11 protein-coding genes are annotated in these 12,937 nt (G+C 34.4%); all 11 read right to left on the reverse strand.

Going from position 1 to position 12,937, the window contains the following annotated elements; genetic code table 11:
- Positions 1-80 precede the first annotated feature (80 nt).
- The gene (gene rpsB, locus PYW31_RS08165; RefSeq protein WP_046836249.1) at positions 81-869 is read right to left on the reverse strand and encodes a 30S ribosomal protein S2; all 789 of its coding nucleotides are present in this window, start codon (positions 867-869) and stop codon (positions 81-83) included.
- Between the two features lie 252 nt (positions 870-1,121).
- Entirely contained in the window at positions 1,122-1,895 is a 774-nt protein-coding gene (gene codY, locus PYW31_RS08170) for a GTP-sensing pleiotropic transcriptional regulator CodY (protein WP_046836248.1), read from the reverse strand.
- 24 nt (positions 1,896-1,919) lie between these two features.
- Entirely contained in the window at positions 1,920-3,329 is a 1,410-nt protein-coding gene (hslU, locus tag PYW31_RS08175) for an ATP-dependent protease ATPase subunit HslU (protein WP_046836247.1), read from the reverse strand.
- A gap of 129 nt (positions 3,330-3,458) precedes the next feature.
- Positions 3,459-4,001, reverse strand: coding sequence for an ATP-dependent protease subunit HslV (hslV, locus tag PYW31_RS08180; RefSeq protein WP_046836246.1), 543 nt, complete (start codon positions 3,999-4,001; stop codon positions 3,459-3,461).
- Between the two features lie 3 nt (positions 4,002-4,004).
- Complete coding sequence (gene xerC / locus PYW31_RS08185) at positions 4,005-4,895, reverse strand: tyrosine recombinase XerC (RefSeq protein ID WP_046836245.1); 891 nt, start codon at positions 4,893-4,895, stop codon at positions 4,005-4,007.
- A 118-nt stretch (positions 4,896-5,013) separates the two neighbouring features.
- Positions 5,014-6,321: a methylenetetrahydrofolate--tRNA-(uracil(54)-C(5))-methyltransferase (FADH(2)-oxidizing) TrmFO gene (trmFO, locus tag PYW31_RS08190; protein WP_046836244.1), complete on the reverse strand. Its 1,308-nt coding sequence runs from the start codon at positions 6,319-6,321 to the stop codon at positions 5,014-5,016.
- Between the two features lie 158 nt (positions 6,322-6,479).
- The gene (gene topA, locus PYW31_RS08195; protein ID WP_046836243.1) at positions 6,480-8,546 is read right to left on the reverse strand and encodes a type I DNA topoisomerase; all 2,067 of its coding nucleotides are present in this window, start codon (positions 8,544-8,546) and stop codon (positions 6,480-6,482) included.
- A 195-nt stretch (positions 8,547-8,741) separates the two neighbouring features.
- Entirely contained in the window at positions 8,742-9,611 is an 870-nt protein-coding gene (dprA, locus tag PYW31_RS08200; RefSeq protein ID WP_046836242.1) for a DNA-processing protein DprA, read from the reverse strand.
- A gap of 350 nt (positions 9,612-9,961) precedes the next feature.
- The gene (gene sucD / locus PYW31_RS08205; protein WP_046836241.1) at positions 9,962-10,870 is read right to left on the reverse strand and encodes a succinate--CoA ligase subunit alpha; all 909 of its coding nucleotides are present in this window, start codon (positions 10,868-10,870) and stop codon (positions 9,962-9,964) included.
- Between the two features lie 21 nt (positions 10,871-10,891).
- Positions 10,892-12,058, reverse strand: coding sequence for an ADP-forming succinate--CoA ligase subunit beta (gene sucC, locus PYW31_RS08210; protein WP_046836240.1), 1,167 nt, complete (start codon positions 12,056-12,058; stop codon positions 10,892-10,894).
- 107 nt (positions 12,059-12,165) lie between these two features.
- Positions 12,166-12,936: a ribonuclease HII gene (locus PYW31_RS08215; protein WP_046836239.1), complete on the reverse strand. Its 771-nt coding sequence runs from the start codon at positions 12,934-12,936 to the stop codon at positions 12,166-12,168.
- Position 12,937: the final 1 nt, after the last annotated feature.

The following is a 12,937-nucleotide window of genomic DNA, read 5'->3' on the forward strand; positions in this document are numbered from 1 at the left end:
TCATTTAATGAATTTTAATAAATTTATCTTAAAAAAAAGGTGATAAGCCTATTTACCTTATCACCCATTTTACATTATTCTTAGTTTGATTCAACAGAAGTGTTTTCTTCAGTTGTTTCTGCTTCAGTAGCTTCAGTTGATTCTTTTAAATCAATGTTTTGTTCTGCTGCTACTTCTTCATTTGATACACCTTGTTGACCTTCTAAGATTGCATCTGCCATTTTACCAGTTAATAATTTAACGGCACGAATAGCATCATCGTTAGCCGGGATAACGTAATCAATTTCATCAGGATCACAGTTTGTATCCACGATACCTACGATAGGGATGTGTAATTTACGTGCTTCAGCAATTGCGTTGCGCTCTTTACGAGGATCAACTACAAATAATGCTTGAGGCATTGATTTCATATCACGAATTCCGCCTAAGAATTTAATTAAACGGTCGTATTCTTTTTTAAGTTCTACAACTTCTTTTTTAGGTAATACTTCGAACAAGCCATCTTCTTCCATTTTTTCAATTTCAGAGATGCGTTTGATACGTTTAGAAATTGTTTTATAGTTAGTTAAGATTCCACCTAACCATCTTTGGTTAACATAGAATTGACCAGCACGTTCTGCTTCAGCTTTAACTGAATCTTGTGCTTGTTTTTTCGTACCAACGAATAAAACTTTTCCACCATCTTCTGATACTTGTTTAATGAAGTTATAAGCTTCTTCTACTTTTTTCACTGTTTTTTGTAAATCGATAATATAGATACCGTTTCTTTCAGTGAAAATGTATCTTTTCATTTTTGGGTTCCAACGGCGTGTTTGGTGACCGAAGTGAACACCTGCTTCTAGCAATTGTTTCATTGAAATTACTGCCATAATAAAATTCCTCCTATTGGTTAATTACCTCCACAAAAAGCTCGTACAAACACGATAAAACACTATCGCACCCTTCATACTTTCACTTTTTATGTGTGTATTGGCTTAATAGCCGTGAATAAATATATCATATTCACTCTTATAAATCAATAGTTTTGCGTTTGATTTCCACATATTTAAAGAACGACTAAACAACACGCTTCAGTCGTTCTTTTATATATAGTATTCGCTCAACGTTTTAATTTATTTATATTACTTAATTCTATCTAATTCATCTAAGAATTTTTCTTTTTTCACTTTGATAAATGTACCTTTCATACCAAGTGAACGTGATTCAATAACACCCGCGCTTTCAAGTTTACGTAAAGCATTTACGATTACTGAACGTGTAATGCCAACTCTATCTGCAACTTTTGAAGCGATAAGCAAGCCTTCTTTGCCACCTAATTCTTCAAAGATATGTTCAATTGCTTCACTTTCTGAATATGATAATGAATTAATTGCCATACTAATTGCTGCTTTATCTCTCGCTTCTTGTTCTACTTCATTATGTTTCTCACGTAAAATTTCCATACCAATGACTGTTGCCGCATATTCACCAAGTACAAGGTCATTTTCAGAGAAATCGTCTTGGACACGTCCTAGTACAAGTGTACCTAATCTTTCTCCACCACCTAAGATTGGGAAGATAGTTGTTCTACTATCTTTAAATAAATCTTTGTTTTCAGGTGGGAATACCGTTAATACATTTTCAATATTAACATTTGATTGTGTTTCTCTTACATCCATTAATTTATCTGTATATTCTGTTGGGATATGACGATTTTCTAGCATTTGAATAATACGCTCATTTTTTAGTAGTTCATTCAAGCTAGAACCTAAGATTTTACCCTTTCTTGAAACAATAAACACGTTTGTTACAGTTACACTGCTTATCGTTTGTGCCATATCTTTAAAATCTACTGCTATGCCTTTATGCTTTTGCAAAAGTGTATTTAATTCTCTCGTTCTCGATAATAAGCTCATATTCCTTCTCCTTTTTCATTTATATTATAAAATAAACGCACTTAAATCTTTGTTTGTTGAAATGGTTTTCAATTTATCATCAACATATTGTGGCGTAATATCTACAACCGCATGTGGCATACTCGGCGCTTCGAATGATAAATCTTCAAGCATTTTTTCTAAAATCGTATGCAATCGACGTGCACCAATATTATCAGTATCTTGGTTTACCTGAAACGCAATTTCAGCCAAACGTTTAATTGCCTCATCGGTAAAGTTGACTGTGACTTGCTCAGTTTTAAGTAACGCCTCATATTGTTTGATAAGTGATAATTTAGGCTCAGTCAGGATTCGTACAAAATCTTCTATTGAAAGACTTTCTAATTCAACACGAATTGGGAAACGACCTTGTAACTCAGGAATTAAATCACTTGGTTTAGCCACGTGGAACGCTCCAGCACCAATAAACAGCATATGTTCAGTACTAACAGTACCATATTTGGTTTGAATCATGCTACCTTCAAGAATCGGTAAAATGTCCCTCTGTACACCTTGTCTAGAGACATCTTGACCTGAATTTTGGTTATTCGTTGCCACTTTATCAATTTCATCAATAAATATAATGCCCATTTGCTCAGCAAGGTCTATCGCTTCTTGGTTTGCAGACTCTTGATCAATTAATTCATCAGCGAATTCATCTGTTAATATTTTACGTGCTGTTTTAACTGGGACTTCTCTTTCAACTTTCTTCTTAGGTAACAGTTGACTCATCATATCTTGCATTTGTTGATTTTGATTTGTCCCTAACATTCCCATAGCGCCTGGGTCTTGTTCTACTTTCAAACGTACTTTTTCATCTTCTAATTCACCTTTTAATAACTGTTGTTTGATTTCAGAACGTTTGGTCTTAACATCTTCAGTTGGTGCTTCTTCCTCTTCGTCATTATTTTGTCCAAAGTTTGGCATCGAACCGCCGAACAACGACTCTAAAGGATTGTTATTATTATTTTGGGTAGCTTTTTTCTTCATGCTCGGAACTAAAAGTTTCACTAGTTTTTCATTTGCTTTATCTTTTGCTTCGTCTTCAACTAGCGCTTTCTTTTGCTCTTTCACTAACCTTACGGATACATCTACTAAATCTCTGACCATACTTTCAACATCGCGTCCTACATAACCCACTTCAGTAAACTTAGTTGCCTCAACTTTAATAAAAGGTGCGCCCACTACTCTAGCCATACGTCGTGCAATTTCTGTTTTGCCGACACCAGTTGGACCAATCATCAAAATATTTTTAGGTGCAATCTCTTTTTTTTCTTCTTCGATTAGCAAACTTCTTCTATATCTATTTCTTAATGCAATGGCTACTTTACGTTTTGCGTCATCCTGCCCAACGATATATTCATTCAATTTTGAAACGATATCTTTTGGTGTTAATTTAATACCATTTGACTCCATAATATAAATTACCTCCGTAATTATAATTTCTGTCATTCTAAACATTAGTAACCAAATTTGTAATTACATTTATGAATTGTTTTTACTATATCCTAATATTTAAAAATTATACGTTTTTTCTTACTTTATTTATAATTCTTCAACCACAATTTGGTCATTTGTAAATACACAAATATCTGAAGCTACTTTTAAACTTTCATACGCCATCTCTTTGGCAGTTAAATTTGTAGCATGACGCTTCAATGCTCTACCTGCACTCAACGCATAATTACCACCCGAACCAATAGCTATCAAATCATCGTCTGGAGCGATAACTTCACCTGTACCACTCACAACAAGGATAGAATCTTTATCCATCACAATAAGCATAGCTTCCAATTGACGAAGTTGTTTGTCACCTCTCCATTCTTGTGCTAGCTCTACAGCAGCTCTTTCCAAATTCCCCCCGAATTGTTGTAATTTAGTTTCGAATTTTTCAAATAATGTAAAGGCATCTGCCACACTCCCAGCAAATCCCGCTAAAACTTTATCGTTATATAAACGTCTTACTTTTCGTGCGGTCTTTTTCATAATCACTTGCTCACCAAGCGTAACTTGTCCATCTCCTGCCATTGCTGAATGGCCATTATGCTGAACTGCATAAATCGTCGTCGCATGAATAGATGTACTCATAATTCAATTCTCCTTTTTTGCACGAGGATGTGCATTTAAATATACTTTTCTTAGCTGATCATTAGTCACATGTGTATAACGGCCTGTCGTCGATAAATTCACATGACCTAGCAATGATTGTACGGTGCGTAAATCTGCTCCTTGATTAAGCATATGTGTCGCAAATGTATGTCGTAGTTTATGTGGGTGAATATCTGTGACGCCAGCTGTTCGTTTTACGACATCATTCAACACATAACGAACACCCCGCTCTGTAATTGGTGCTCCATTCATATTCACTAGTAAATACGAATGTACTTTATTCATTTTTGGTTTAAATGACTCTATATAACGTTCAATGCTTTGCCTACAAAACTCACCAAATGGGATAAACCGCTCTTTTCCACCTTTACCCAGTACTTTCACTCCAGGTAAATTCATATCTAAATCCTGCTCTTTTATATGAACTAATTCTGAGACCCTTATGCCTGTTGCATAAAGTAATTCTAAAATCACTCTGTCTCTCAATCCTTTTTTGGGGTCTTTTTCAACAGTATCAAATAATGCTTCCATTTCTTCTTCATAGAAAAAATGTGGCAAATATTGTTCTTTCTTGGGATGTACGAGTTGAATGAATGGATTGATAATTTGTTCATCTTGAGTCATCCAATATTCGTAAAAACTTCTCAGCGTAGAAATTTTACGGGAAACAGAAGTTCTTTTCAAGCTTTTTGAATATAAAAAACTCAAATAATTTCTTGCATCTTTATATTCGAATGCAGATAACTCTAAATATTCTTGACTTAAAAACGCATTGAATTGTTCTAAATCATCATGATATGACTTCAAAGTATGTTCTGAAAATTGTTTTTCAACTTTTAACATATATAAGTATGCCTGCTGGATTTCTTCCAATAAAAACCCCTCCATCAATAAGAATTGTAGCATATTGTGGGAGGGGACTGCTAAAAATAACTATTTAATTGTGTCAAATTTTCAAAATTTTCGGAAATCACGTAAATCTATCAAACTTTTATAGTGTTTGTTTATAATTATCTAAATAAGACAATGCACGGTTCGCTAAAGTTTCATATCTTTCTTTTTTATCTTTAATACGATGCTCTAAAGTTGGTAACAACCCGAAATTAGCATTCATAGGTTGGAAATTCTTTTCGTTCTTAGCATGAGAAATATAATATGCCATACTGCCTATCATAGTTTCTCTAGGGAATATAACTTCCCCTTTATCTTTTAATTTATGCGCTAAATTAATACCAGACACTAAACCACTTGCTGCACTTTCAACATATCCTTCAACCCCAGTCATTTGACCAGCAAAGTATAACTCTTCTCTACCTTTAAGTTGATATGTTTCTGATAACACATCTGGTGAATTAATAAATGTATTTCTATGCATCACACCATATCTAACAATTTCTACATTTTCTAAGCCTGGGATAAGACGAATGACATCTTTTTGAGCGCCCCATTTCAGGTGCGTTTGAAATCCTACAATATTATAAAGTGTACCTGCTGCATCATCTTGTCTTAATTGGACAACTGCAAATGGACGTTTTCCTGTTTTAGGGTCTTCTAGTCCTACTGGCTTCATTGGTCCAAATAACAAGGTTTTGCGACCACGTTCAGCCATAACTTCGAACGGCATACATCCCTCAAAGTATTTTTCTTTCTCAAATTCATTGACCGGAGCCACTTCTGCTTCTAGTACCGCATCATAAAACGCATTGAATTCTTCTTCAGTCATAGGACAATTTAAATATGCTGCTTCTCCTTTATCATAACGAGATTTCAAGTATACTTTATCCATATCTATACTTTCTTTTTCAATAATTGGTGCTGCTGCATCATAAAAATATAATTGATCTTTTCCTGTAGCTTCAACTATTTCATTTGCTAAGTTCGTTGTCGTTAATGGTCCTGTCGCAATAATTGTTTGTCCTTCAGGAATACTATTGATTTCTTCATTTACTACAGTTATATTCGGATGATTCTTTAGAGTTTGAGTTACATGTCCAGCAAAATCATGACGATCGACCGCTAGCGCTCCCCCTGCTGGTACTCTAGCTTTGTCTGCCGCACTTATAATAAGTGAATCCAAACGTCTCATTTCTTCCTTCAATACACCTACTGCATTTGTTAAAGCATTACCACGTAAAGAGTTAGAACATACGAGTTCTGCAAATTGATCCGTATGATGCGCAGGCGTTTGTTTTACAGGCCTCATTTCGAATAAATTTACTTTTATACCTCTTTGAGCTAATTGATATGCAGCTTCAGAACCAGCTAATCCAGCACCTACTACATTGACAGTTTGAGTCATTTTATTTCCTCCTATACATTAAAAATAGCAACTACAACAAAATACCATAATCATAAATACAGTCATTTACATTATAAATATATGTCGTAAGTTGCTCGTATAACTATTAAAACTTTATAATTGCTAAAATATATTATTCAGCTATTTAGTCGATATTATTACTTTTGTTCTTCTTCTTTGTATTCACAATTTGAACAAACAACCTGACTTTTACGGCCTTGTTTCTTCTCAGCTAAGTAATGATCACATTTAGGACAATCACGACCTATCGGTTTATCCCATGTAACAAAATCACATTCTGGATATTTTGAGCAACCATAGAAAATACGATTCTTTTTAGATTTACGTTCAACGACATCGCCTTCTTTACATTTCGAGCATGTCACGCCAATCGTTTTGATAATCGCTTTTGTATTACGGCAATCAGGGAAGTTTGAACACGCCATAAATTTACCATAGCGTCCCATTTTAATAACCATCGGAGACCCGCAAATTTCACAATCTTCTCCGGCGGGCTCGTCTTTAATTTCAATTTTTTCCATTTCTTCTTCTGCACGTTCAACATCTTGTTTAAAACTATTATAAAAATCAGAAATTACTTTTTTCCAACCAATTTCACCGTCAGCCACTTTATCTAGTAACGTTTCCATATTCACAGTAAAATCAACATCGATGATTTCTGGGAAATAATCTTTCACCTGTTCGTGCACGATTTCACCTAATTCAGTAGGCACAAAACGCTTACTTTCATTTTTAACATAGTTTCTCTTTTGGATTGTGTCAATTGTTGGTGCATAAGTAGACGGACGTCCAATTTTTAACTCTTCCATTGTTTTAACCAATCGCGCTTCAGTAAAGCGTGGTGGTGGCTGAGTGTAATGTTGAGATGATTCTATGTTCGTCGCAGTAACCATTTCACCTTCCTCAACATTAGGCAATTTATTTTCATTACCGCCTTCACTATCATCTTTCGTTTCAACATATAATGTCATAAAACCTTTAAATTTAATTGTTTGTCCGTTGGCACGGAACTTAATGTCATTTTGAGTTAAATCTAAAGCAACAGTATCTAAGATTGCAGGTGCCATTTGACTTGCTACAAAGCGTTCCCAAATGAGTTTGTATAATCTGTGTTGATCACGTGTAAGATAATCTTTCATTTCATTTGGTGTACGTAATGTACTTGAAGGTCTAATGGCTTCATGGGCATCTTGATCGCCCTGACCTTTAGCTTTACGATTAGACGTATAATTTTCACCATAAGTCTCTTGTATATAACCTTTAGCTTCTGATTTAGCTTGATCTGAAATTCTCGTTGAGTCAGTACGCATATAAGTGATTAAGCCAACAGTACCTTGTCTTTTTAAATCAATACCTTCATACAATTGTTGTGCCAACATCATGGTTTTACGTGCTTTGAAATTCAACTTACGTGCTGCTTCCTGTTGTAAAGTAGATGTCGTAAAGGGATTAGCAGGATAGCGTGTTTTTTCTTTCTTCGCTACCTTAGTTATTTCAAATTGATCCCCATCTAACTGTGTTGTGATTTTATCAACATCTTCTTTTTTAGTTAATTTATACGGTTTGTTTTTTAAATGAAGGAATTTAGCATTGAATTTTGATTTTTTATATCTAAACTCACCTTCTAATTTCCAATATTCTTCAGGCTTAAAGTTTCTAATTTCATTTTCACGATCAATGACTAGCCTTAATGCAACAGATTGCACACGCCCTGCTGACAAGCCTTTTTTAACTTTTTTCCATAAGACTGGCGAAATGTTATAGCCTACTAAACGGTCGAGCATACGACGCGCTTGTTGTGCATCAACAAGATCCATCTCTATACCTCTTGGATGTTTAAAACTATCTTTCACTGCCTCTTTAGTGATTTCATTAAACACTACTCTATTTTCCGTTGAATCTTCTAAATTTAATATGTTCGCCAAATGCCAAGCAATTGCCTCACCTTCACGGTCAGGGTCACTAGCTAAGAAAACTTTTTTTGCTTTTTTAGCATGTTTTTTAAGTTCTTTTACAACTGGACCTTTGCCGCGTATCGTAATATATTTTGGCTCATAATCATTTTCTACATCTACACCCATTTGGCTACGAGGCAAATCTCTAACATGCCCCATCGATGCGATAACTTTATATTTTTTACCCAAATATTTTTCAATGGTTTTAGCTTTTGCAGGCGATTCAACTATGACTAAATTTTCTGCCAAAGTAGTTACCCCCTTGCATTTCTAATTACAAAGATAAATGATAAACGGTGTATTTTGTTTTTGTCAATGTTTTTAATTTTCATTATCATTTCACCTCATGATTTATCAGTGTCTTAATTACATACAATCATGATTCCCTCAATGTTGGTGCTCACACTTTTTTTATTTTATTTTTCTATGTATATATACATATTTTTAATGAAAGTCATTTATAATATCACTTGGTCTCAAAACGATTTTTGCACCTTCTTGTGCACTCAATAAATTACCCTTTGTCAATTCATTAAACATGGATCCTGGCAAAACATATACTTCTCTATTTTGTTCCAAGGCGCAATGAGTCGTAATACGTGTGCCACTTACTGACTTAGATTCTGTAATTAATATACCTTTGGATAATCCACTAATTAATCTATTTCGTTCGGGAAAATAATATTTTTGTGGCGTTTGATTTGGTAAGTATTCGCTTATCACTAGCCCCTCAACTTCAAGTTGATTTCTGATTCCTTGTGTTTCTTTAGGATAATGATATAAATGTCCAAAACCTAGCACAGCAATAGAAGGCATATCCATACTTAGCGCATATCGGTGCGCTTTATAGTCGGCACCTTTAGCTAAACCTGAAACAATTGTCATGTTTACTTTTTTAAATGAAGGAAAAAGATAGCTTAATGCTTTGTCTGTATATTGAGTAGCATTTCTTGAACCAATGACTGCCAATGTGTTTGGCAATTGTAATATAGATATGTTTCCTTTGTAGAAAAGAATATATGGAGGGTCGTAAATTTCCCGTAGTAATTGAGGGTAATGGGGATGTGTAATCGGTATATAATTGACATGCCACTGTTGCATTTGTAATAAAATTTGTTCAACATTGTAATTTAAAAATTTATTATATATATGCGTTTTACGTCTAACATTCAAAATAGATAAAAACTGTTTGAGTAAATAATGTTGTTCAATTTCATTACACTCTAAGAAATAAGGATAACCTTTTAAAAGTTGTCTTATTTGCTGTGTAGTCAATCCAGAAAAACGTAGTTTTAAATATTGGTATTCTTTCATAAAAAACTCCTTTTACCATTTATTATATAAGGTTAAGAAGCATTTTAAAGTTACGTTAAGACAACATTTTATGTATAAATTTAATGCGGTTTTAAAGAGTAATTATAAATTTAATCGAATAGTAGTTATTGTAACTCTACACTACCGAATATTCATCTAACTATTTAAAACGATTGACTGAAAGCAATATATAATTGCTTGATAGCTATGTTGGCAACTGATTTTCTACTATATGTAAACTAACATTAACGGTTTAAGCTAACCCTATTCCATGATTTTCATAAAAAATACACTTAAAATAGCGCAAACTCCGACATATTTTCGGAATTTGCGCTGCTAGATGCTAAAAATTATTGTTTTACAGTTAATAATTGCTCGTAAATGCCTGCTTCTTTAGCCGCTTCTATTAGTGTTGTACCAATTTCTGACGGCGTATCTGCTGTCTTAACACCACAACTGTTAAGTGTTTTAATTTTTTCTTCGGCAGTACCTTTACCGCCTGAAATAATCGCACCAGCATGGCCCATACGTTTACCAGGAGGTGCTGTTTGACCACCAACAAAACCTACTACTGGTTTTGTCATATTTTCTTTAATCCATTCAGCCGCTTCTTCTTCAGCAGTACCGCCGATTTCTCCAATCATAACTACTGCTTTAGTTTCATCGTCTTCATTGAATTCTTTTAATACATCTATAAAGTTTGTACCATTAACTGGATCTCCACCAATACCTACAGCAGTAGTTTGGCCAATACCTTCTTCAGTTAATTGATGTACAGCTTCATAAGTTAATGTACCTGAACGAGATACTACACCTACATGACCTTTTTTGTGAATGTATCCTGGCATAATTCCAATTTTACATTCGTCAGCAGTAATAACACCTGGACAGTTCGGTCCTACAACACGTGTTTTCTTACCTTCTGAATAACTTTTAACCTTAATCATATCAATAACAGGAATATGTTCTGTAATACAAATCGCTAAATCTAACTCAGCTTCAATACATTCCAAGATTGCATCTGCTGCAAATGGCGCAGGTACATAAATTACAGATACCGTAGCACCTGTTTCTTCTTTAGCCTCTTCTACAGTGTTGAATACTGGCACGCCTTCAACAACTTGTCCACCTTTACCAGGTGTTACCCCAGCAACAATTTGTGTACCATATTCAAGCATTTGTTGTGTATGGAAAAGGGCAGTTGACCCTGTGATACCTTGTACAATTACTTTTGTATTTTTATCAATAAATACGCTCATCTTAGTGCTCCCATCCTTTCCTTACGCTTCTTTAACAAGTTTTACGATTTTTTGTGCGCCTTCTGCCATAGTTGCAGCTGGTTCAATTGCTAATCCTGATTCCTTAAGAATTTCTTTACCTTTTTCCACATTTGTACCTTCTAAACGAACAACAAGTGGTAAAGTCAGTTCTACTTCTTTAACTGCAGCCACAATACCTTCTGCAATAATGTCACACTTCATGATGCCACCAAAGATATTAACAAAAATACCTTTAACATTCTCATCACCTAAGATAATTTTAAATGCTTCTGTGACTTTCTCTTTAGTTGCGCCGCCCCCTACGTCAAGGAAGTTTGCGGGATTTCCACCGAAGTGATTAATCGTATCCATAGTTGCCATAGCTAAACCAGCACCATTAACCATACAACCAATATCTCCATCTAAAGCAATATATGATAAATCATACTTAGAAGCTTCGATTTCTTTTGGATCTTCTTCTTCTAAGTCGCGTAATTCTTGGATATCTTTATGTCTGAATAATGCATTATCATCAAAATTCAATTTCGCATCTAACGCTAAAACGTTACCATCACCTGTAGTAACAAGTGGATTAATTTCAACGATTGAACAATCTTTTTCAATGAATACATTATAAAGTGATACTAAAAACTTAGCTGCTTTATTAATTGATTCTTTAGGAATATTAATATTGAAAGCAATTCTTCTTGCTTGATACGGTGCTAAACCGACAACTGGATCAATTGTTTCTTTGAAAATCTTTTCAGGTGTTTGAGCAGCAACCTCTTCGATTTCTGTTCCACCTTCTTCAGATGCCATCAAAGTCACTTTATCAGTTGCACGATCAATAACAAAACCAACATAATATTCTTTTTGAATATCACAGCCTTCTTCTATGTAAAGGCGTTTAATTTCTTTACCTTCAGGGCCAGTTTGATGCGTTACTAATGTCTTACCAATTAATTCATTTGCATAAGTTTCAACTTCAGAAAGTGATTTAGCTATTTTAACGCCGCCTGCTTTACCTCTACCCCCAGCGTGTATTTGAGCTTTCACTACATATACATCTGAATTTAATTCTTTTGCTTTTTCTACCGCTTCTTCAGCAGTAAATGCTACACGTCCTTCTGGGACAGCAACGCCCATAGAACGAAATATTGCTTTACCTTGATACTCGTGGATATTCATTCTCCATCCTCCTGTTTCTTAGGTTAAGTTCATAATCAATTATAAGAAATGAAAGCGCTATTGTAAACTGATTAAGTACACTTCTTTTAATTCTTTTAATTTACACATTAACTTTTAAGCGATTTAATTGGTTCAAAAGTCTTTCTGTGTTCATTTAAAATGCCGTGCTTTTTAATTCCTTCTAAATGCTGTTGCGTGCCATACCCTACGTTTTTTTCAAAACCATATCCTGGGCATTTAACTGCTAAATTTCGCATATATCTATCTCTATGTTCTTTAGCTAGTACACTCGCTGCAGCAATTGAAATACTTTTTGCATCACCCTTAATTATTGAGGTTTGCGGAATATCCACATTTAATGTCATTGCATCTATAAGTAAGTGTGTCGGTTTAACACTTAATCCTGATATTGCTCTTTCCATAGCAAGCTTAGTCGCTTCGTAAATATTAATTTCATCAATTTCGTCTACCGTGGCATAACCATACGCATAAGCATAAACATCCGCTAATAATTGGCGCTCTAAAATTTCTCTTTTACTAGCAGATAATTGTTTTGAGTCATTAAGCCCTGTAAAATGATGGTCTTCATTTAAAATTACTGCACAAGCTACTACAGGTCCTGCCAAAGGTCCACGTCCTACTTCATCTATGCCACAAATCAAGGATTCACTATCTTGGGCCAATATTTCATTTTCAAAACGTGACATTACTTTATAATTTTCCAATAGTAATTGTTGCTTATCTAATTCTTTTCGTCTACTCACAATCGCACTTTGGACGCCTTTTCTTTCATCATTATTAATAATTAGATTGTCTAATTCTTCCTTGGTTTCTATAGTTTGTAACATAGCCTTTATGTCTTTAATTGTTGGCTTCATA

This window comes from Staphylococcus succinus (genome assembly GCF_029024945.1).
Classification (GTDB): Bacteria; Bacillota; Bacilli; order Staphylococcales; family Staphylococcaceae; genus Staphylococcus; species Staphylococcus succinus.